This window comes from Asaia sp. SF2.1, from assembly GCF_000505765.1.
GTDB lineage: Bacteria > Pseudomonadota > Alphaproteobacteria > Acetobacterales > Acetobacteraceae > Asaia > Asaia bogorensis.
Genome location: NZ_AYXS01000023.1, coordinates 194,589 through 217,467 on the forward strand (window position 1 = coordinate 194,589; position 22,879 = coordinate 217,467).

The 22,879-nt window shown below is 56.8% G+C and carries 16 protein-coding genes and 1 pseudogene; 11 read left to right on the forward strand and 6 right to left on the reverse strand.

Annotated elements, in window-relative coordinates; all coding sequences use genetic code 11:
• Window positions 1–30 precede the first annotated feature (30 nt).
• Together P792_RS30340 and P792_RS30345 are read right to left on the reverse strand one after the other, a co-directional pair.
• Window positions 31–1,485, reverse strand: coding sequence for an HlyD family type I secretion periplasmic adaptor subunit (locus P792_RS30340; protein ID WP_023979110.1), 1,455 nt, complete (start codon window positions 1,483–1,485; stop codon window positions 31–33).
• Window positions 1,486–1,488: 3 nt separating this feature from the next.
• Complete coding sequence (locus tag P792_RS30345) at window positions 1,489–3,651, reverse strand: peptidase domain-containing ABC transporter (protein WP_081866848.1); 2,163 nt, start codon at window positions 3,649–3,651, stop codon at window positions 1,489–1,491.
• Between the two features lie 305 nt (window positions 3,652–3,956).
• Here P792_RS30345 and P792_RS37080 point away from each other — a divergent pair, with 305 nt between their 5' ends.
• The 6 genes from P792_RS37080 (at window position 3,957) to P792_RS36035 (ending at window position 13,382) form a co-directional block, all read left to right on the forward strand.
• Window positions 3,957–4,286, forward strand: a complete 330-nt coding sequence (locus P792_RS37080) for a hypothetical protein (protein WP_152530213.1) — start codon at window positions 3,957–3,959, stop codon at window positions 4,284–4,286.
• Window positions 4,287–4,555: 269 nt separating this feature from the next.
• Window positions 4,556–8,056 carry a methionine synthase gene (gene metH / locus P792_RS30355; RefSeq protein WP_369794241.1) on the forward strand — a complete coding sequence of 1,167 codons (3,501 nt, stop codon included), beginning with the start codon at window positions 4,556–4,558 and terminating at the stop codon, window positions 8,054–8,056.
• Window positions 8,057–8,203: 147 nt separating this feature from the next.
• The gene (locus P792_RS30360; protein WP_023979115.1) at window positions 8,204–8,956 is read left to right on the forward strand and encodes a YdcF family protein; all 753 of its coding nucleotides are present in this window, start codon (window positions 8,204–8,206) and stop codon (window positions 8,954–8,956) included.
• A gap of 263 nt (window positions 8,957–9,219) precedes the next feature.
• Window positions 9,220–10,059 carry an FkbM family methyltransferase gene (locus P792_RS30365; protein ID WP_023979116.1) on the forward strand — a complete coding sequence of 280 codons (840 nt, stop codon included), beginning with the start codon at window positions 9,220–9,222 and terminating at the stop codon, window positions 10,057–10,059.
• Between the two features lie 74 nt (window positions 10,060–10,133).
• Window positions 10,134–11,381, forward strand: a complete 1,248-nt coding sequence (locus tag P792_RS30370) for a hypothetical protein (RefSeq protein WP_152530214.1) — start codon at window positions 10,134–10,136, stop codon at window positions 11,379–11,381.
• 3 nt (window positions 11,382–11,384) lie between these two features.
• The gene (locus P792_RS36035; RefSeq protein ID WP_084331098.1) at window positions 11,385–13,382 is read left to right on the forward strand and encodes a glycosyltransferase; all 1,998 of its coding nucleotides are present in this window, start codon (window positions 11,385–11,387) and stop codon (window positions 13,380–13,382) included.
• Window positions 13,383–13,780: 398 nt separating this feature from the next.
• On the opposite strand, the pseudogene P792_RS30375 reads toward P792_RS36035, so the two are convergent.
• Window positions 13,781–14,008, reverse strand: a pseudogene (locus P792_RS30375) (IS5/IS1182 family transposase); the annotation flags it as partial.
• A 353-nt stretch (window positions 14,009–14,361) separates the two neighbouring features.
• Window positions 14,362–15,441, reverse strand: a complete 1,080-nt coding sequence (locus P792_RS30380; RefSeq protein ID WP_023979120.1) for an alkene reductase — start codon at window positions 15,439–15,441, stop codon at window positions 14,362–14,364.
• A gap of 124 nt (window positions 15,442–15,565) precedes the next feature.
• On the opposite strand from P792_RS30380, the gene P792_RS30385 reads away from it, so the two are divergent.
• Together P792_RS30385 and P792_RS30390 are read left to right on the forward strand one after the other, a co-directional pair.
• On the forward strand, window positions 15,566–15,862 hold the full coding sequence (locus P792_RS30385; RefSeq protein ID WP_023979121.1) for a helix-turn-helix transcriptional regulator: 297 nt from the start codon (window positions 15,566–15,568) through the stop codon (window positions 15,860–15,862).
• A 111-nt stretch (window positions 15,863–15,973) separates the two neighbouring features.
• Complete coding sequence (locus tag P792_RS30390) at window positions 15,974–18,148, forward strand: hypothetical protein (protein WP_023979122.1); 2,175 nt, start codon at window positions 15,974–15,976, stop codon at window positions 18,146–18,148.
• Window positions 18,149–18,256: 108 nt separating this feature from the next.
• Here P792_RS30390 and P792_RS30395 read toward each other — a convergent pair whose 3' ends face one another.
• Window positions 18,257–18,640 (reverse strand): hypothetical protein, encoded by a 384-nt coding sequence (locus P792_RS30395; RefSeq protein ID WP_023979123.1) that lies wholly within the window; start codon window positions 18,638–18,640, stop codon window positions 18,257–18,259.
• Between the two features lie 33 nt (window positions 18,641–18,673).
• Here P792_RS30395 and P792_RS30400 point away from each other — a divergent pair, with 33 nt between their 5' ends.
• The 3 genes from P792_RS30400 to P792_RS30410 all read left to right on the forward strand — a co-directional run bounded on the left by P792_RS30400 (window position 18,674) and on the right by P792_RS30410 (window position 21,847).
• Window positions 18,674–19,657 (forward strand): RluA family pseudouridine synthase, encoded by a 984-nt coding sequence (locus P792_RS30400; protein WP_023979124.1) that lies wholly within the window; start codon window positions 18,674–18,676, stop codon window positions 19,655–19,657.
• Between the two features lie 312 nt (window positions 19,658–19,969).
• A complete protein-coding gene (gene rpoH / locus P792_RS30405) occupies window positions 19,970–20,884 on the forward strand; it encodes an RNA polymerase sigma factor RpoH (protein ID WP_023979125.1) in 915 nt (304 codons plus the stop codon).
• Window positions 20,885–21,190: 306 nt separating this feature from the next.
• Window positions 21,191–21,847, forward strand: coding sequence for a CPBP family intramembrane glutamic endopeptidase (locus P792_RS30410; protein WP_023979126.1), 657 nt, complete (start codon window positions 21,191–21,193; stop codon window positions 21,845–21,847).
• Between the two features lie 81 nt (window positions 21,848–21,928).
• Here P792_RS30410 and P792_RS30415 read toward each other — a convergent pair whose 3' ends face one another.
• A complete protein-coding gene (locus P792_RS30415; protein ID WP_023979127.1) occupies window positions 21,929–22,804 on the reverse strand; it encodes an NAD(P)-dependent oxidoreductase in 876 nt (291 codons plus the stop codon).
• Window positions 22,805–22,879: the final 75 nt, after the last annotated feature.

The following is a 22,879-nucleotide window of genomic DNA, read 5'->3' on the forward strand; positions in this document are numbered from 1 at the left end:
CCTGCTCTCCTCTGGAGAAATCGTCTTCGGTTAGTTTGGCTCGCGCAAGCCGGTCGACACGGCGGGGATAACCCTGCTGAACATATATTGAAGCAGCGTGCGCTTACCGACCTGGATATCTGCCGAAACCGACATACCCGGCGTAGGATGGAAGAAGCTTGGAACACCGTGCAGTGTATAGCGGTCGATACGCAATCGAACGCGATAGAACCCACTCTCGGAAGGATCTGCATCCCCGGAGGGGGCCTGTCCGGTCGCAGCGCTCTTGGCGTCGGCCGCTGTGAATGCGTCGGCACTGATCAGACGAACCGTACCCTCAGCGCCACCATACTGCGTATAGGGGAAGGTCGAGAACTTCAGCAAGGCATGGTCACCGAGCTTTACGAAACCGGCGTCATTTCCTTTGAGAACCGCCTCAACTTCAAGCGCAGCTCCAGTTGGCACAATCGACATCAAAACCTGAGCAGGTGAGATCACCGAGCCAACCGATAGCTTCGCAATGTTCAGCACTACGCCATCGTCAGGGGCTTTCAGTAGTACCAGTCTATTACGCATGGCGGCTTTGTCGTAATCGCCGATTGCTTCATCAAGGTGATGCTGCACTTCTGCAATCTGGGTGTAGACCTGCGCCTTCCAGTTCTGGATGTAACCGTCGCGTTCTGCCTGAATGGCAGCCAGCTTCGACTTCGTGGAGGCTGCAGCCTGTTGCGCCTCAATCTGCGCTCTCTCGGCTTCCATCAGCTCACTTTGCGCAGCAAGCGTCGACAATTTACTGCCCACCTGATCCGCCTGCAGGCGACGACGCATCTGCAGCACTTCATTCGCAACACGACCACGACTCTGATGCATGGCCGCGCTGGCAAGAGAGCCATTGATCTGGCTCTGCAAGGCTGCAATCTCCTGGTCAAACTGACTAACCTTAGCAGTGTATTCGGCCTTGCGCCGCGCATAGGATGCCGCCTCACGCGCAGCGTAGCTATCATTCAGGTCAGGAACATAGGTTGTACCATCAGCCTCGGCATGAAGCCGTGAGATGGTGGCATGATAAGAATCACGCTGCGCCTTGAGGTTGACGATATCTGCCTTGGTGATCGTAGGGTCAAGATGCGCGAGCACCTGACCCTTCTTCACATACTCACCCAGCTCGACATCAATCGATCGGATGATGGAGATCTCCATAGGCTGAATCACCAGATTATTGCTGACCGCAATCAGCTTACCGGGCGTGCTGACAACTTTATTAAGCGGAAATACCGCAGCAGCCACTAACCCCGAGAGGAACAATGCCCCGACGAGCCATATGATGTAGCGTGCTGACGCTGTAGGCGGCAAATTGACAAGAGCCGCACTCGGGGAGTGAAACTCCAGCAGCGCCAGAGGCAGCCCCTGGGGAGAGAACGGATCATCAGCCGCCCGCGGGACGTGCTGCTGGACTTCAGTGATTTCCTGGTTCCCGTCTTCGGGAACAATATCCTTATTGCTCATGGCTTATTCCTCATCCATCAGCATGGGATCATCATTCTGATCGGTGTTCTTGTTATGGGCGGAATGCTCGTGACGATTCTGCTGCATCCAAAGCATGCGATAGATCTCGCAGCGTTCAAGCAGCACACTATGGGGCGCCACATCGACCACCTTGCCCTTGTCCATGACACAGATCTGATGGCAATCGACCAGGGAGGACAGACGGTGGGAGACGATCACCATCGTACGGCCCTTGCCGATACGCTGCAGATTGGCATTCACCAGCGCTTCACTCTCAGGGTCGAGCGCCGAGGTGGCCTCATCAAGGATCATCAGTTTCGGGTCGCTGATCACGGCGCGTGCGATGGCCAGACGCTGCCTCTGACCACCCGAGATGTTGGTAGAACCTTCCTCGATCGGGGTGTCATAGCCGGCGGGCATGCGATCAATGAATTCCTCTGCCCCTGCCAGACGCGCGGCACGGATCACATCGTCCATTGTGTAGCCGGGACGTCCGGCGGTGATATTGTCACGCACTGTGCCACGGAACAGGAAGTTATCCTGCAGCACGACACCAAACGAGCGGCGCAAATGGCTGAGATTGATCTCGCGCAGTTCCACGCCATCGAGACGCAGATAACCTGTATAGCTTCGACTCACGCCTTGAAGCAGACGGGTAACGGTCGATTTACCCGAACCTGAGCGCCCGACAAGTCCCAGCATGGTGCCAGCAGGAATTTCAAAGTTGACGTTGTTAAGCGCCTTGATCGTGGTCCCTGGATAACTGAAATCAACCTGCGTAAAAGAGAGAGCGCCCTTGATCGGCGGACGCAGCCCGGATGTAAGGGCCTTGGTTTCAGTCGGCTGATTCAAGACCATACCCGCCTCATTGAGGGAGGTCATAACCTCATTCACATCTTCGAGAATTTTTGCCAGACCAACGAGCGGTGCCGCGACACGCCCACCAAGCATCATGAACGCCATCAGGGCGCCTGGCTGGATGCTACTCGATCCGGTCAGGATCAGATAAGCTCCTACCAGGATGATACCGCGGTTGATGAACATGTCGAGTGGCATGACGAGAGTAGTGGGCCAATTCTGCATACGCCCCGCAGCGAGCTTCCATCGAATGACTTCGGCCGTGGTTTCGTCCCACTTTTCGCGGCGCGTAGGCTCCAAGGCCAGCGTTTTGACTGTACGAATACCGGCCACCGTCTCATAGAGGATCGAGCTACGATCCATCTCGGCTCGGATCATCTTGTTATAGACGCGTGTCATCGGGCCGAGGAAAATCACGATGATAAGACCAATCAAGCCTGCGCACGCCACGGTCATCCAGGCAAGCGTCGAGCTCATCCAGAACAGGATCGGCAAGATTACAAATAGAGTAAACATATCCAGGAAGGTGGACATGAGCTTACCTGTCAGGAAGTCACGCACCCTGTAGATGGCCATATAGCGGCCCAGAATGCGTCCTGTTTGTTCACGCTCATAGAATTCGAGCGGCAAAGCCAGCAGACGATTGAACGCATGAAGCGAAATTCGCGTGTCTACTCGCGTACTCATGACGAGTGTGAGCTCGCGACGCCCATAGGTCAACAAGGTTTCATAGAAGCTAAGGATCAGCACAATTGCCGTGATCGATACCAAGGTCGACATCGAATGGTAATTCACCACACGATCAATGACCTGCATGACGATCATGGCCGGGAAAATCTGCAGAATTGCCAGCACCATCGAGGCGAAGAGAATATCACGGAGTGACTGCTTCTCACGCATCACGATGCGGACAAACCACATCAGATCGAAGGGCGCATCAGCCTCCGACAGGTCCCGACGACGCTTGACCAGCAGGATGTCACCTGTCCAGACTTGTGTCAGTCTGAGCTCATCCACTGCAACGGGAATGCTTCCCTCGTCACCCAATGGATCACGGAGCCAAACGATATTTTTTTCTGGATCAGCGCGCACCATAAGCGCGGCAGAGCCATCGCGAAACATCAGTACGATGGGCGGTGTGTTCTGCATGCGAACAAGATAGCGCCACTTGATGCGCATTCCCTTCGCCACGGCACCGTTCTCGTTCAACCATCGTGCCAACGCCGCTGGTGAGGGCGAGTCCTCGCCCGGCTCAGCAGCGAAATCACGCATGTCGAGGTCCAGCCCATGGTACTTGGCTGCAGCCATGGCGGCGCGTAGTCGGATATAGACGGGGTTCTGGTTTTCGCTGTCCGCAGCGACGCCATCACGATGCTTCACGAAGCTTCCTCTTGTGTTTCACTAAGCCGCTCAGACTTCAGGCTGCCCGAATAGCGCGAATACCCCTCCCCCTGTCGAGCGAGAATCTTCGATTTTTACCATAAGTCATAGAAATCACTGAACTTGGCGTGAGGTCACTACATATTCCGTCAAAGTTACTATGTAAATTCCAAACCAACCGGCCAAAAAATACATAGAATTTAAATTCGGTAACGTGATCTGACCATTGCATCTTGTTGCAGCAACTCCATCAGATCCGCCAAGCGGCCTACTCCGCAGATGATGACTACGAAGACAAAGTGCGCGGACGTCCCGCGTATCCGGTCGAGAAAGAGCTGGTCAAGGGCAGAGGCAACAGGGCTGCGCCCGGCACAGCATGCGCAAAACCGGGCATGAACCCGCCCCGGCAATGCGTTTGCGGCGATGCGCCGATAGACTGCCCAGCCGCCCGGCCGCTCAGTATCAACGGCCAGGCAAGCACCCTCACCCTGAACCCGGACCAGTTCCTGCGGCATCGCATCGCGCTCACTCAGTATATAGAGAGGGATGCGTCCATCACCTGACATGGCTGTCTCTTCCTTTGCTGGGGCGAGCCGGCGACTATGAAGCCCCTTTCGAGTGCGCCGAACAAGTTCCGAAGGGCTGCTCCTTGAGGCGCCAATCGGCCTCAGGCTTATTCTGTCTCCTCCCGCTTCGTCACAGCCGCATGAGGATCAAGCCTCGCATCATACTGGACAGACGCCGTAGCCTCTGAAAAAAGGCAGGCAGCCGTAGCGCCCAGTCGCGGCTTCGCCCCTGCCGTCCGACCCATACAGCGAGACTGACCGCCATCATGACACGTCCTCATCTTCTCGACGCCCTGCGTGACCATGTCCTGCTTTGCGACGGCGGGATGGGGTCACGCATCCAGATGCTCGATCTGGAAGTGGAACGCGATTACTGGGGGCAGGAAAACTGCACCGAGATCCTGACGCTGTCGCGACCCGAACTGATCCGCGAGATTCACCGCGGATATTTCGAGGTCGGCGCGGATATGGTCGAGACCAATACGTTCGGTGGCTCGATCGTCACCCTTGCCGAATTCGGCTTGCAGGACCGCGCCCGCGAGATCAACCGCAAATCGGCCGAGCTGGCGCGCGAGGCCGCCGAGACATTCAGCGACGGGCGTCACCGTTATGTTGTGGGCTCCATCGGCCCGGGCACCAAGCTGCCCAGCCTCGCCAATATCGATTACGATACCCTCGAGGCCGGGATCATCGAGCAATGCCGCGGCCTGATCGATGGCAGGGTCGATGCCTTCCTGATCGAGACCTGCCAGGACACGCTCCAGATCAAGGCCGCCGTCAATGCCGCCAAGGCCGCAAAGCGAGAACTGGGTTCGGATGCACCGATCTTCGTGCAGGTGACGGTCGAGACCACCGGCACACTCCTTGTTGGCCCCGATATCGCCGCGGCCGCCACCACCATTCATGCGCTGGACGTGCCTCTCATCGGCATGAACTGCGCCACTGGCCCGCAGGAAATGGCGGAGCATGTGAAATGGCTGTCCGAGAACTGGCCCGGCCTGATTTCCATCCAGCCAAATGCAGGCCTGCCCGAGCTGGTGAATGGCACGACGCATTACCCCCTCACCCCTGGTGAAATGGCAAGCTGGGTCGAGCGCTTCATTGTGGAAGACGGGCTCAATCTGGTGGGCGGATGCTGCGGCACCTCCACCCCGCATATCCAGGCGCTGGACGGGATGCTTCGCAAGCGCGGCGGGACCAGTCATCGCCCCGCCCCGGTCAAGCGCATCCATCATTGGGTGCCGTCTGTCGCAAGCCTCTATACCCAGACACCGCTGCGTCAGGAGAACTCCTATTTCTCCATTGGCGAACGCTGCAACGCCAATGGCTCCAAGAAATGGCGCGAGTTACAGGAAGCGGGCGACTGGGATGGCTGCGTTGCCGTTGGGCGCGAACAGGCCGCCGAAGGCTCCAATGCGCTTGATCTCTGCACAGCCTTTGTTGGGCGCAACGAAATTGCCGAGATGAATGAGGTCGTCACGCGCTTCACGTCTTCAGTGAATGCGCCCCTGGTGATCGACTCAACGGAGACCCCGGTCATCGAGGCCGCGCTCAAGCTGCATGGCGGCAAGCCCATCATCAACTCGATCAATTTCGAGGACGGTGAAGGCCATGCCCAGGACCGCATGATCCTGGCGCGCAAATTCGGCGCCGCGGTGATTGCGCTCACGATCGATGAAGTCGGCATGGCCAAGACGCCGGAAGACAAGCTGCGTATTGCCGAGCGTCTGGTCGATTTTGCCTGCACCAAGCATGGTCTGCCGCAATCCGATCTGATGATCGATCCGCTGACCTTCACCATTGCCACAGGTGTGGAAGATGACCGCAAGCTGGGTGTCTGGACGCTGGAAGGCATCCGGATGATCCGCGAGCGCTTTCCTGACATCCAGATCATTCTGGGCCTGTCGAACATCTCCTTCGGGCTCAACCCGGCAGCGCGCGCTGTGCTGAACTCGGTCTTTCTCGATCACGCGGTCAAGGCCGGCATGACGGGCGCCATCGTGCATGTCAGCAAGATCCGCCCGCTGCATCTGATTGCCGCCGAGGAGGTGAAGGTCGCCGAGGATCTGATCTTCGACCGACGCAGCGAGGACTACGATCCGCTCCAGAAACTGCTGGAACTCTTTGCAGGCCGGAAGGCGGCTGATGCCGTTCAGAAGCGTCGCGCCGAGACACCGGCCGAACGTCTCAAGGATCGTATCGTTGATGGCGACCGCAAGGGCATCGAGGATGATCTTGCTGCGGCAATGGAAGAGATGCCACCGCTCGACATCATCAACACCGTGCTTCTGGATGGCATGAAGGTGGTGGGCGAGCTGTTCGGCGCAGGAAAGATGCAGCTTCCCTTCGTGCTGCAATCGGCCGAGACCATGAAAACCGCCGTGGCCTGGCTCGAACCCTATATGGAGCGTGTCGAAGGCCAGGCGCGTGGCACCATGGTCCTCGCCACCGTCAAGGGCGACGTGCACGATATCGGCAAGAACCTTGTCGATATCATTCTGACCAATAACGGCTATCGGGTCATCAATCTGGGCATCAAGGTGCCCCTGGCTGACATGATCACCGCAGCACGAGAGCATAACGCTCAGGCTATCGGCATGTCGGGCCTGCTCGTGAAATCCACCGTGATCATGCGCGAAAACCTAGAGGAGATGGCGCGTCAGGGTATCGATATTCCTGTCTTCCTCGGTGGCGCAGCACTGACGCGCAACTATGTGGAAGATGAATGTGCCCGCTCCTACGGGATCGAGACCGCAGGGCGCGTCGCCTATGCACGCGATGCCTTTGACGGGCTGTCGCTCATGGACAAGGTGGTGAACAACCAGTTTGACGACTATCTGAGCGCCATCCAGACGCGTCGGGCGGGCAAGCAGCGCAAGGTCGAGCGAGCGCCCGAGCTGGCCGAGACACGTGGCTTCGCGCCCATCGACAAGGAAGCGGCGCGCGCCCGTCGGGCCCGCGTGGCCGGAACGCAGCCTGTGCCTGTGCCGCTCTTCTGGGGCGCCCGCGTGGTCGAGGCGACGCCTGCCGCTGTACTGCCCTTCCTGAATGAACGCTCACTCTATCAGTTCCAGTGGGGCTTCCGTAAGCAGGGACGCTCGCTTGACGAGTTCATGACCTACGCCAAGCAGGAGCTGCGCCCTGTGCTCAAGCGTATGCTGGCACTTTGTGCGGAAGAAGCCATTCTCAAGCCTCAGGCCATCTATGGTTACTGGAAGGCCGCGGGCGAAGGGAATGACCTCGTGCTCTTCCACGAAGATGGCGTGACCGAGGCCGCACGCTTCGCCCTTCCCCGCCAGCCCCGTGAAGATGGCGAGTGTATCGCTGACTTCGTGCGGGATATCGATGATGCCGAGCGCGACGTGGTGGGCCTTCAGGTCGTGACAGTGGGCCAGAAAGCGTCCGATCTGGCGCGGGACTGGTTCGAGGCCAATCGCTATCAGGATTATCTGTATCTGCACGGGCTTTCGGTCGAAATGGCCGAAGCCATGGCAGAATACACGCACAAGCGCATACGTGCCGAACTCGGTTTTGCGGGTGAGGATGATCGCGACATGGAAAAGATGCTGGCGCAATCCTATCGCGGCTCACGCTACTCCTTCGGCTACCCGGCCTGCCCGCGTCTGGAAGATCAGGAACCCATTCTCAAGCTCCTCGATGCCGAGCGCATCGGGGTTTCGCTATCGGATGGCTATCAGCTTCACCCCGAGCAATCGACGTCTGCGCTCGTCATGCTCAACCCGCGGGCCAAGTATTTCACGGTCTGACCCGAGTGTGATGCCGCGTTTTCCCAAGCGCGAGAGCATACTTACCGGGAATTGAAATTGGCCCCGCATCTCTTCAGGAGCTGCGGCGCTACCCTGGCCGGCCACTCCCTTGACCGGTGAAGGGAGAGAGAAGGCGTTGGGACAGAGATGACACATCCGGATTTTTCCGCTTTGGAACAACCCGAGATCAGAGAAGCCGCCGATCGCATCACTGGCTATCTGGCTCTGACAAGTGTCGATGATGCGCCAAACCGGATCGACCTCGTCTGTCTTGCGGGCAATGGCGTGCTTGCCTGTGTTGATCATGCCACGAGCCTGGCGCGCCAGCACGACTGCCTGTTGCTGATCACTGGTGGTATCGGGCATTCGACCCCGCCGCTTGTGGCGGCTCTTGCCTCGCGCCTCGACTGCGCGCCCTCTGCCCTCGCCGATCTTTCGGAAGCCGAATTGATCTCTCGCCTGATTGCAGCAGATTCCCTGATCGCACGTGACCAGATCATTCTGGAGACTCGCTCGACAAATACGGGCGAGAACGCGGCTTTTACACGCGAGGCACTCGACGAGCTTGGACTGAAGCCGCATCATGTTGTTCTGGTTCAGGACCCGCTTTTGCAACGCCGCACAGATGCGACGTTCCACCATGTCTGGCGCGATCAACCGACCCTGTTCTTTTCGTCCCCGCCTTTCACGCCCCGCCTCGGAGAGGCGGTAACGTCAGAGTCCTGGACGGAGGAGCGCTATCTGTCCCTGCTTCTCGGGGAAATTCCCCGGCTACAGGATACGGCCACGGGTTATGGCCCTGCGGGGAGAGGATTTATCGGGCATATCGATGTGCCTGAGGCAGTTATAGAAGTGCATCATAAGCTAGACCGTGCCTTCCTCGATATGAGGCGTAGGTAGATTACCATGGTAAATGCCAAAAGCACCCTAATAGCAATCACATCCAAAAAGCTGGCCGGAGTTGAGCGTATGCGGGAATTATAGTCTATCTCATTTACGCTCGGAGCACGCCAAGGCAAAGCCTAGACATACCTAGACACTTACTGATAAACTTCGGAAAAGTTCCGTAACGCCATTCTTGGTGAGACCCAGGACGTAATCGCCAGGCGCATCTGGCAAAGTCGGTGGAGAGCTATCTCACTGATTGAAAGAGCATAGGCGAGATGAAACATCAGACGCTCTTCGAACAGCTTTGGTTTACCTGGCGTGTCAGACAAGGCCAAGACATCGCTAACTGCGGCGAGGACGAAATTCTGCCTCAGTGGGAAAGGGAGACCCTCGCAGGCGTCTTCTTGAACCTGCTCGACCGAGAACGAGACCTTGAGGAAACTCACAAAGATATCATCGATTTCTACCTATTCTGTAGAAATAATCTTGCACAAAGCAAGGCCCAGATTTACCAGGATCTTTGGGTACTCTTCATGACCGAAGAAAAAACCAGTGGATTCTTTGTGGAATTTGGAGCTTGCGACGGTATTTTCATGAGCAATACATGGCTCCTCGAAAAAAAATATAAGTGGAGTGGTATATTAGCGGAACCAAATCCTCATTGGGCTGATAGTCTTCTCTTAAATCGCGAAGCGCACATTGACCATTCTTGCGTCTATCGATCGACGGGAGATGTCGTTGAAATGCGATGCGTGACGCAGGCACCGGAATTATCACACGTGGCTGATATCGTACCTTCCGATATCCATCAGCGCGAAGGCAACCGTGAGAACATAACAGTCGAACAGGTCAACACTATCTCGTTGGAAGATCTGCTGCGAAAATACAACGCTCCTCATATCATTGATTATCTATCTATCGATACCGAGGGGTCTGAGCTTGAGATATTGCAAAGCTTCCGTTTCGATCGTTACGACGTGCGCTTGATATCTGTCGAACATGCGGGAGACGAGTCAAAGCGGGAGGCCATACGCGAAACTCTTGAATCTCGCGGATTTCAACGATGGTATCCTGAACTAACACGTTGGGATGACTGGTACATAAATATGCAGTGAGTTTGCCGCCATGAACGATACCTCAGACTAAAACATCAAACTCCCATATACGACACTTTAACTGGTGGCCCAAATTGGAAAACGAAATCAATCGCTTACGGCTAGAATTGGCCTCCATTCATGCTTCACGCAGTTGGAAATTTACCTCCATCCTTCGTACAATTACGAGAAGTGCCCTAGGCGATCGCGCCAGCCTCAGGCGCAAAGCTCTTAGAAAAATTTTGTTGAGAAACACTGCGCAGGTCCTGCCTGCGGGCCCTCACTTCACCGGTATGCCGCCCAGCCTAATTTCGACCGAATGCACAAATATCGAGACAGCAAACGTCAACACATGCGCACCTGAACGCTTGGAGAACGAGCGGAAGAGCTTTCTTGCCCCGACAGGGTGCCGTGAGTTTCTCGAACTCCAACTTGTAGACCCAGCAGCCAGCGACGCTGATAGCCTTCCGAAAGTCTTCGGCTTTCAACCCTTCCAAAGCTCTATTCCCAACGGGGCCTCTCGTGCCGAGTGGCTTAATGAGAATTATCAAGCCGCCGCGCTATGGTTTTCTAGCGTGATCGAGGGTATGGATGTTGTATCCTGCGACGTATTCGATACTGTCCTGTTGAGGCATAACAAATCCGAAGCCGAACGAAATCTCGATATATGCGAATATATCATCAACACTTTGCGTACCGGCCCCCTCTCTTCCCATGTGTCGCACATCGACCCTATGGCATTACTATTGATGCGCAACACGGCAATGAGCCGCTCTTACGGCAGCCGTAGGGCAGTCAAAGGATGTCGCGAAGGCTCCATACTCGAAGTCGTTGAGAACATGGCCCGAACCCTTGGCGGTGGCGATACACTAGCTGAAGCATTTCTGCATTGTGAACTAGAGTATGAGAGCAAGTTTTGCCTTGAGGCAAATCAACCATTGATTGAGACGTTGCGTCGATTCTGTGAAAGCGGCGGCCGGGTAATTCTGGTGAGTGATATGTATCTCCATAGGGATCATATCCACACATTGATAGAAAAAGTATCGCCCGGCTCAGCTAATTACGTCGACGAGATTTACAGCTCTGCTGACACGATACTGTCCAAACGTAGTGGACAACTCTTTCCCTACATCATCGGACGTAGCGGCATTTCGCCTTCGCGGACGCTTCATATAGGCGACTCTTTCTTTTCTGACGTCCAGAAAGCACGTGAAGCGGGGATCAATAGCCTGCATTTCCCTATAACGCGCAGTGAGACGATTATGCGCCAATTGTCGCTAAACACTGTCATCGATAGATTCGACAATATTGGCATTGATGCACGAGAGTGGGCGAAGATCTAAGTCATGAAAACACGCAAAAGCGCGATTAGCGACACCGATATGTTTCGTTTGGGAAGAGACATTATTGGACCCGTTGTTGCTCAATACATACAAAATCTTCATCAATCTCTACTATATTTCGAGGGAGCGCAGAACGCGAAGATTTTCTTCATGGCGCGAGCCGGCTTAAGGATCCGGCAGGCTTTAGAAGTGTATCTCTCACGTGTCGGTCGAGAAGTCCCATCAGGTTGGGATTATCTTTGGGCTTCCCGAATGATGATCGCGAAGGGTCTATGGACTAGAACACCGCTCGAATCTTGTGCGCTTTTCGATGACGCATACGCTTATACAGACATCGACATCGCCAGAAGATGCATTGTCGGGGAACACACTGGAAATCCTCGTAACATTGATTTGGAACAGTGGCACTGGACTAGCGATCGTCTCGACTTGGGAGGAATGATTCTCCGCAATGCTCCGCAGACAGCTCCCATACGCGCACATCTCGAAGAACAGTCGAATCTGTTCCTTTCCCGCGTACGAGCCTCCCTTGGCAAACATGACACCGCTGTACTTGTCGACTCAGGCTGGGCAGGGACGAGCCAGAAAATGTTGCAAGCAGGCCTGCCCGATATCGACTGGTGGGGTCTCTATTTTGGGCTAATTCCCGACGAAGATGGGGGTAAAATTGCGCAAGCCGAAGGTCTTGTATTCGAAGCGAACCGTGTCGATTGGAACCGACCCGAAACATGTATTATTTCTCATCGACATCTGATTGAGGATCTTTTCGAAACCCGAGCGCCGAGCATTGAATCCTATTATCGTGACGATTTAGGCACAATATTAGCTGTTGGTGAGAAGGAGAACCTCGCCTCACTCAACAATAATGGCGCTGATCATATATATTCCGGGGTGTTATATCATCTTGCGAGAGCGCCTGTAGACCTACTGACGCTCAGGATCAATGCTGAGCACGCCATGAAGCGATTACAGCAGTTTCTTCTCGTGCCCACCAAGAGTGAGGCCGAAGTGTTGCTGAAGCAACGGCGCTCAGCCGATCTCGGAAGGTCTTTTTCGGTTCCGGTGCTGATCAGCCCGGATGGACCAGAAAAATCCGAGGAACGCATCAGCCGCGCATTGTGGAAGAACGGTCAGATTGCTTTGGAGTACCCAGCGGACATGGCCGCGCCTGTGCAACGTTCGTCGGCAGGCCTCAGATATCCGTCCACACATAAACGTCCTTGCCCGGACGTGCTGAATGCCACCCTACCGACAGTCGCAGTCATCACGCGAACAATGGATCGGTCGTTGTTTCTACGACGGGCTCTATTGAGCGTATCAAGCCAAAGCTTCAGAGATTACGTGCACGTGGTTGTATGTGATGGGGGCGATGCGGAATTAATAAAGAAAACGATCGTCGAAGCCAACATCGACCATAGCAAAATCATTTTTGTTGAGTCTCCGATCAACATAGGAATGGAAGCGGCATCAAACCTAGCGATTTCTAAATCTACATCCGAATTTATTGTTATCCACGATGATGACGATTCTTGGCATCCCGATTTTCTCAAAAAGACAATCGATTACCTCCGCTCTGCAGAGGGTCGCAAATACGGTGGCGTCGTCACACAAGCACTTCACGTGTCAGAAAGCGTCCATCCCGATGGAATCCAAACTCATAGCACTAAATTGTACAGAGACGATTTTTTTGCCCCCAACCTCGAAGAGATACGGCGGTGTAATACCTTCGCTCCGATCTCGTTCGTATTTCGGCGCACATGCTATGACGAGGTGGGCGGCTATAATGAAAAATATCCGGTTTTAGGCGATTGGGACTTCAATATAAATTTCTTATACAAATATGATATTGGATATATCAGAGAAACTCTCTCCAATTATCACCATCGTGACGTTCGAGAACAAAACGTTTTCGGAAATAGCATCATCTCCGGTCGGGATAAACATATCGAATATAACCCGATACTCCTCAATGATCTGGCGCGAAAACACCGTGTACCTTAAGTGTCGGGGAGCGGAATGACGCGCAGCACAAACGGCGCCTGACGCGGTGTTAGGCACTGCAGCAGGTATGTGACAGCGATGGCGAGGCAGAGATCCGATGAGTAGACGTTTGAAGAGCGATCAGCACCTCGTTCACTGATCGCCTAAAGGACATAGGAAATATACCGGAATCAGCGCGACTCCTCTCGCTCACTTGTCTACCCTTCGGTAGGCGGCATCGTCACCAAGGCGGCTGCCTTCGCCGCATACCCCATCCAGCCACAGGTGGAGGGATCGAAGAACCGTTGGTTGATGCGCTTGGCCCATAATTTCTGGCTTTTGCATATTTGATTGCCGGTTCTTTGAGTAGCTTTTGATCTGCGTTTTGAGCAGACCAGACGCTGTTTCCTCCGGGATGACTACGCGCTCGCGTTCAGTCTTTCGAGGAAAAGGACGCGGCGCATGTTGTAGACAATATTGGCCAGCCCGATCCTCATGGTGGCTCGGGGGATGCCGACTGTTCGGGTGAACAATCCCATCTGTGACTTCTGATCAGCAAAGATATACTCGACACGCGACCGGATTACTGACTTCCCTGCGTTGGACCGCTGGATGTGACGGGGCATGGGCTTAGAATGCGGCTTCTTACCAGCAAATCTGTTTTGGGACTACAGGCTGGGCTCGCTTCATGGCACTTCTTACGGCGGGCAGCGTCCGCATTCGGCATAGACTTATGGTACGTCCAATAAGACGTACCATGATGCGCCAACGCCACTGCCGCCCGTAGTAAATTTCGGACCGAATAGCCAACAGAGACACTGTCGCATAACAGCATGACCACAGCCGGAATCAGCAAGAGTTTAACAGGCTCTGCAAGCAAAACGAACAGGTGAAACCATTGCTTTGTGCGCATCGGGGTTCCAGAAAGAAACGAAATGTATCTTCCTGAAACCCGAGCAAGTTACGAGGTCAACACACCTCGGCAGGCTTTATGGCAAAGTCAAGATTCGTTATAAAAAGGGTAATCGATGTATCCCTCGTCCCCACGACTGTACCACGTCTTGATGTCGTCTGACTGAAGCGGAAGATCCTCAGACAAACGGCGCGGAAGATCAGGGTTGGCGATGAATTTACGGCCAAATGCAATGGCATCGGCCGTCCCGTTGGCAACGGTTTCAAGAGCCTCCTCACGTGTGTAGTCCTGATTCAGAACCAGAGGGTTCCGGAATACTTCACGAATCGGGCCATGCAGCTTGGGCTGGTCAGTCTTGCCAAATGTACCGTTCGTGCCGGGTTCACGCAGCTCGAGGAAGCCGATGCCGAGATCGTTGAGCAGCTTTGCCGCCGGAACGAACACGGTTTCGGGCGCGCTATCGATGCAACCCTGCGTATCGCCATTGGGTGAAAGACGCACGGATGTCCGTTCTGCCCCGATGGTGGCGATGACGCGTTCTGTCACTTCACGCAGGAAGCGGATGCGGTTTTCAGGCGATCCGCCATACTCATCCTCGCGATGATTGGTGCCGTCACGCAGGAATTCATCAATCAGATAGCCATTGGCGGCGTGGATCTGCACGCCATCGAACCCGGCTGCGATTGCATTGCGGGCAGCAACCTCGTACTCGCCCAGAATACGCGTGATATCGGCCTTGGTGAGTGCGCGTGCCTGCTCTGGCTCCTGCTTGCCATCATAAGTGTGCAGAGGTGCGGGCGCAGAGGTGGGCGAGCTGGAAACCGGCTGCTGACCCGTTACGCTGGAATGCACCATGCGCCCCATATGCCAGAGCTGGACAACGATCTTGCCACCCTTGTCATGCACCGCCCTGGTGATCGGCTTCCAGGCCTCGACCTGTTCCTGCGACCAGATACCGGGTGCGTAGGGCCAGCCCAGTCCCTCGCGGCTGATACCGGTTGCCTCAGAGATGATCAGTCCGGCGCTGGCGCGCTGGGCATAGTATTCTGCCATGACCGGCGTCGGCACATGCTCACGTGTGCCACGGCCACGTGTGAGCGGTGACATCAGGATCCGGTTCTTCGCGTCGATGGCGCCAAGCTGGATCGGATCGAACAGAGTTGTCATAATGCTAAGTCCTCATGAACCCGTGGGGGTTTAATTCGATTTTTGTCGAATAATATCAGGAATGGGAATGCGTCGTCGTGACGACAACCCCTCCCCTCCTGTTTTTTGGAACCGGACAGCCCAGATGCCTGACTACGATCACCCCCCTGTGGAGAGCCTCACCCTGCTGGGAGTCCTGCGGGGATTGGCAGATCCGATCCGTCTTGAAATCGTTCAGCACCTCGGTTCGGTTCCCGAAGCGAGTTGCGCCGCACTGCTTGGTGATCGGCCACGCTCAAGTATGTCTCACCATTTTCAGGTACTGCGTGAGAGCGGGCTGCTCCATACGCGCATACAGGGCGTGCAGCATTTCAACTCACTCCGCAGAGACGATCTCGATGCGCGTTTTCCCGGATTGATGCAGGCCGTCCTCGCGGAGTAGATCGCCCGGAACTCTTGAGGGCCTTGATGTCAAACGCGCTGTGCGACAACGCTGCAACACGAAGAACAGAACAGGCTGCTGCACAACCCGGCGCCAGGAGATCTTTCACCTATGGCCATGATCCTGCTCACCTGGCATGGCGCCGTTGTATGTTCTGGAGGCGGCCGCCTGTTTCCCGCTCCCATCGCGGACGTGCTGTCCGGGAATGCCTTGCCCGTCGATCCCGGATACCGGGCGCGTTCTGAATCCGCGCCCCTTCCGTTTGAAGTTGTAATCATAGCCCCTGCACCGGGCATGACCATGGACAATACGCCCGGTCATGGCAGCATTGTTGCCCTGCGGGGAGGTGCGCTCACAATCAGCTGTCGCGAGGGAGAGACATTCCGTGCCGTCGGCCACTGCGCGCAATGGGAGCATTTTCTCGCCCTGGACGCCAGGCATCTGAGCGTCCTGCATGCCGCGCTTTCACGGGACTGGAAACTCGATAACGGCGAGACGATACGCCCCGGACGAGACGGCTTCAGCCTGATCCTTGGTCAAACCCGTTTGGGCCTGAGTGACCTCTCCCTGACGGAAGACGGACAAACCCTCTGCGCAGCCGATAAGCGAGTTGCCACTGCCTGGCCTGATGCTGCCTTTCATCGCGCCATAGAGGCTGCGACACAGGCCATGCAGGATCTGCAGGCGAATGCTGTCAGGGGTCGCTCACCCTGGGGCGAGCCTGACGATTTGCCCCGGCAGCTTCTTCTGACCATCACAGACTATAACGAACCCCGTCATATGATGTTTCTGGCGCGGCTCTGCCTCCTCATCGGGTTGGATGACGTCGCCCTGCTCTGCCTTGATGTGCTCGAAAACAGCGCCCTCCGGACAGACGCGCTTATCCTGCGGGCCATCCTCGCACGCCTGCAGCATGACGAGCCCGCCTGCCAGGAAGCCCTGATTGCGGCTATCACCTGTGCACTGCCAGAGGATGCTCAGACCCCTGTCGTGATCGACCGGTTTCGGGCGCGCCTTGCCGAGCCCGAAACCTTTCTCACGCTTTGGCCCACGCTTGAGCGTGCGATAGGACGGCCGCTCTATCCGTCATACGAGGATCTGCTCGTCCCGGGCTGGCTTCCTGCTGACGCAGGCTTTGCCGAACAGACGCCTTATTACCATCGCCTCGAGGAAAAATGGACACAATGTCCGGCAGAACGGCGACAGATCTTCCTCAACGAGGAGCGACGCCTCAATGGTCCTTCTCATGCCCTCGCTATACTGGAAGGCCACAAACACTGGCTCGATGGCGAGCAGGAGGAAGCCAATGCCCTGTATGACACGGCACGCAGCCTCTCGTTGCAGAACCAGCGCTATTTCATTCACTTCAACGGTGGGGTCTATACATGGCAAGGCCACGCCACGCGTCCGGCTGACCCGCACCCACTCAGCATCGACTCATGGCGCTGGGCGGGACTACCCGACGAAGAACAGGATACAGGCGGTTCGAGGCCGGTACTCACCCTGATCGCAGCTGGAGACAGGCGCTATTTTGCCTTCATTCCTGGACTGATCGCCTCACTGGTCCAGGCCTGCGATGGCGCTGAGGCGCCAGGACATGTGAGACTGGTTCTCGGCGTCGCCCATGCCTCGGACGAGCAGGTTGCGTTCCTGAAAGACGTCGCTTCGGCCCTGCGCAGAGAAAAAAGCATGGTCTCGCTGGTCTTTGCCTATGGCAGCCTGTCGCATTCCGATGGCGCAAGCTTTTCCTGCATCCGCTATCTGATAATGCCGCGGATCGCCCGTCTCGCTGATGGACCGATCATGACAATCGACATGGATGCCATGATCCCGGTCGATTTCCTGTCTTTCGCACGCGACATGCTGAAGACTTATGACTACGGCTTCAGACTTTATGCCTATGATCGCGACGGCCGACAGTGCGGTGGTGAGCCGTGGGGGTTCGGCGCTGGCGTATCCTATTTTGGCGAGAAGCCTCTTTTGCCCGTCATCGCACAGGCGCTGAGCGACTACATCATCAGTGCCTATCATGGCGCCAATCCAACCAACTGGTGCATCGAGCAATGTGCGCTCTCGGCCGTCTATCACCGGCATATCGCGCCGCGTTGGGCAACATTACGCATCAAGTTCATGGATGATCCGCCACCGCTCGTGATGATGCCGCACCATCTGGGCATGGACAAGAAAAGCTTCAGCGAGTGGACGGGACTTGTCGAGATGGGGCCGGTGTATGAGCGCCTTGGCCTCGAGGCGGGGCGTGCCGAAGCTCTCGTCGTACTGACCTGACTAGAACCGGCGGGACGTTTGGGGCGCGTCGTATCGCGTGCGAGACCACACTCCGGAGCATCCATTATGGTGTCTCCCCCAGGCTCCCGGCGCGGGAGGAAGATCATCTCAGGGACTTAGCGCGAAGCGCGCCATCACACGATTGGACTCAGGGCTCCAGATGACAATCTGCTCGCCTTCGGGGGTGGCGATCAGCAATGACAAACTCCCATCGGGGCGTACGATCTGTGAGAGCACATGCCCGCCACCGTGAAGGGTGAACACTGCGGCCCCATCCCCCCGTTTCTGACTGCCCCCGGATTCCACGATGTTGCCTTGCCCCGGCATTGGGGAAGCAGGAACCCGTCTCTCTTGCAGGGTTGCCTGATGGGGATGCATGGCACGATGGACCACAACGCCAATCAGCCCGGCCGTGCCGATGACGATCATCACGCCCATGCCGATAACCGCAGCCATCAGAACACGTGAAACAGGGGGCGGCGGCGTAGTCATGGCGGCAAGTGATCCTAATTGCTAAAGGGGCGCATGACCGATGCCCATGTCCCCGATGAAAACCGATTCGAGTTTGTTGTCACGCCAGAGCAGGCAGGGCAGCGGCTCGACCGCTTTCTGGCCGATTCCATCGGCACGCTCTCCCGTTCACGCGTCAAATCCCTGATCGAGGCCGGGCAGGTTTTCTGCGACGGCGCCATCATACGCGAGCCTTCGGAAACCACCAGAGCCGGGCGACGCCTAGTGCTGATCGTGCCGCCAGCCACCCCTGCCCGCCCGCAGGCCGAGGATCACGCCCTGCCGATCCTGTTCGAGGATCGCGACCTGATCGTGCTCGACAAGCCCGCCGGTCTGGTGGTGCATCCGGCGCCGGGTAATGAGACAGGTACACTGGTCAACGCCCTGCTGGGTCATTGCGGTGAGGATCTGGAGGGAATCGGCGGCGAAAAGCGCCCCGGTATCGTGCATCGTCTCGACAAGGATACGTCGGGGCTGATGGTCGTCGCCAAGACGCCGCTCGCGCATAATGCGCTTTCCGATGCCTTCGCCGCCCGTGATATCGATCGAGCGTACAAGGCGCTGGCCTGGGGACTTCTGCCGGCCACCATCAGTTATGACGGTGCGATTGGACGGGACAAGCGCGACCGCAAACGCATGACAGTCGTCACCCAGGGGGGCAAGCACGCCCTGACCCATGTGCGCTGCCTCGAAGCCTTCGACGCTTCCGTAAGCCTGATCGAGTGCAAGCTCGCGACGGGTCGTACTCACCAGATACGCGTGCATCTCTCTCAGGCTGGCCATCCGCTGCTTGGCGATCCGGTCTATCTGCGCCGCATCCCCGCGGCCGCACGTGGGTTGCCCGAGGCAGCAAGAAGGACAGCGCTCGACTTCCCTCGTCAGGCTCTGCACGCGGCGCGGCTCGGTTTCACCCATCCCCGGACAGGAGAGAGCCTCCTATTCACCTCAGAGCCGCCAGAGGATTTTCAGTCACTCCTGCGTGCGCTGCGAGGGCGCTAATCAAAGCGCGCTTTCATCCTGCTTCAGGCTGGATAAGGACTTGCGCACCCCGTGGACTATCGGTCGGGTTAAATAGGAGTAATGTGGTACGTTTTCTTGACTCGGAAAAGGCTGTATGATCCACTCATAGCCAATCCGACGAGCTGACGCGCCGCCGGAACGGACGTGCCGCCTGATATCGCTCAATGGGAGGGTATCGCGCGGTGACGTAAGTCCTTCCTTATCCATGCGTCACCCGCCAGCGGGAACCAACGGGGTGAATACCCGTATATCTGGTTCCTTCTCTGTCCGGGCGAAAGGAGTTGCAGCCCAATGGCCTCTTCCGCCGTCATGTCAATCGGCCCTGAAAACAACCTCACACGGTACCTTCAGGAGATCCGTAAATTCCCCATCCTGTCGCCGCAGGAAGAGGTCGAACTTGCCCGCCGCTGGCGTGACAAGGAAGACGACGCTGCTGCCCACAAGCTCGTTACCTCCCATCTGCGCCTCGTTGCCAAGATTGCCATGGGCTATCGTGGCTATGGCCTGCCGCTGAACGAACTGATCAGCGAGGGCAATATCGGCATGATGCAGGCCGTCAAACGCTTCGATCCCGATCGCGGCTTCCGCCTAGCTACTTACGCCATGTGGTGGATCCGCGCAGCGATGCAAGAGTACATCCTGCACTCATGGTCGCTCGTGAAAATGGGCACCACCGCGTCGCAGAAGAAGCTGTTCTTCAACCTGCGTCGTCTGAAAGGCCAGATGCAGGCCATCGATGATGGTGACCTGAAACCGGAGCAGGTCGATAAGATTGCTACGACGCTTGGTGTGCCTGAGCAGGATGTAGTGTCGATGAACCAGCGCCTCTCGGCGCCGGATCACAGCCTCAATGCCCCTCTCCGTAGCGACAGCGAAGGCGAGTGGCAGGACTGGCTGGTTGACGATCAGGAAAGCCAGGAGACGACGCTGGGTGAGGCGGAGGAAATGAGCGGACGTCAGGCCCTGCTGACCGAGGCCATGAAATCGCTGAACGACCGTGAGCGGCATATTCTGACCGAAAGACGCCTCAAGGACGATCCGTCGACACTCGAGGAGCTCTCACACGAATATGGCGTGTCGCGTGAGCGTATCCGCCAGATCGAGGCGCGTGCGTTCGAAAAGCTTCAGAAGGCGATGGCCGTCGAAGTCGAACTGCGCCGCAAACAGGATGAAGGCATCTCCTTGCACCATCGTGTGCAGGCCTGATCTGATTCAGCCGGGTTTGCAGTTACTCTGCAGCCCCGGCGACAGGGCTATCTACTCCTGTCCAACCTGCTCAGCGCTACGCATCACCTGAGTATCAGGTTGCCCCAACGTCTAGAGCACTCCGCTGCTTTGTCGTTCCTCTCCCGACGATGGCACATCAGTTGCGAAAAATGCCGCATAACCGGTGCCGTTCACCGCACCCGCATTGGTCGCAGCATTTCCAACGCCACTTGGCGCGGCCTGCTCCCCTCCGACCGGGCGTTATCATCACGCCGGTGACAATCTGTCCCGAAGAGGGGTAAAGCCATGACGCCCGTCCACCCTGCCCCCTCAAAGCGTCTCCTGCCTCGGGCGCTGCGTCTGGGTGAATTTTTCGCACTCTACGGCGGTGGCCCGCTTCTTGTGCTGGCCCTGCGTCAGCCGGGAATACTGTTCGCTGGGCTATGGGTTGGCGCGATCATCGCGTGGCTTTCCATACGTGGGCGTCTCCCTGTGTCGCATGACGTGCACAGGGAGATACGGGCTATCCTTGTACGCTTCGGGATTTTAGGGAGCGCGCTGACAGTTCTGGCCTATTTCCTCTGGCCCACCCATTTCCTCGACCTCCCCCGACATCGCCCGGGCTTCTGGCTGGTCATCATGGGCCTCTATCCCCTGCTTTCCGTCTGGCCACAGGAAATGCTCTACCGGGGCTTCCTGTTTCATCGCTATCAGTCACTGTTCGTGACCCCAACGCGTCGGATACTGGCCAGCGCGATCACCTTTGCTTTTGCTCATGTCATCTTCCTCAACTGGATTGCCATAGCCCTCACCTTTGCCGGCGGCTTTCTGTTTGCCCGCGATTACGAGCGTCACCGCTCGTTGCGCCTCGCCTGTCTGGAACATTCCCTTTATGGCTGTCTGATCTTCACCATTGGTATGGGGCGATTTTTCTACACGGGCGCGGCCTGGCATCACGGCTGAATGACAGGGCTGCGCATGGCGGACCGGCAGGGAGGAAATCCTGTTGCGGGATCGCCTCCCCCTTCACATACCGGCTCAGCCTTATTTGAGCCCTGCCTTGACCTGCTCCTGCAGAACCACAAAGTCCCGCTCCCCGTTTCCCGCTTCGATGGAGGCCGCCATACGGTCATGCACGATATCGGCATAAGGCAGGTCCAAGCCGAGTTCATGCCCGGCTTGTAGGAACATTTTCACGTCTTTGAGGCCCAATGTGACAGGTGCCCCCGGATAATCATAGGCGCGGTCAACCATGAGCTGACCGTAATTTCTGTGCACCGGGGCATTGCAGAAGCTGTTGGTCATGATCTCGAACACCAGTGCCGGGTCTGTCCCCATCTGCTCGTTGAGTGCAAAGACTTCCGCCATCTGCTCAATAGTCGAGTAGATCATGAAGTTGAGACTGAGCTTGACGAGATTGGCCTGCACCGGGTCATTCCCCACCCGGAAAATCCGCTGGCTGAACGCTTCCATGACCGGGGCGACGCGATCCAGCACAGCCTGTTCACCGGCAATCATGGCATAGAGTTTTCCAGCCTCGGCGGCGGGCGGCCGGCCCAGCACATTGGCGCTGACATAATGCTGACCACGCGCCTCATGACCATCGCGCAGCCGGCGCGCCTGATCGAGTGAGAGCGTGCTGCAACAGACATGAACGGCGCCTCCACGCATGGCTTGCGCAAGTCCATCTGGTCCAAAACTGGCTTCCTGAGTTGTGGCATCGTCAAAAAGCATGGAAAATACGACATCTGCCTGCCTGGACACCTCGGCAGGTGTGTCGGCCACCACGGCGCCGTGCGCGACGAGGGCGTCGGCCTTTGAGCGGGTGCGGTTATAGACCACCAGATCATGCCCGGCCTCGAGCAATCTCATGGCCATAGCGTGCCCCATGGCACCAAGGCCGATGAAACCTGTCTTCATAAGCGTGTCTCCCGAATGATCACCTCATGACACCCAAAGGCGAATGAGCTGAGCCTAGCGGCTTATTTGCTGGCG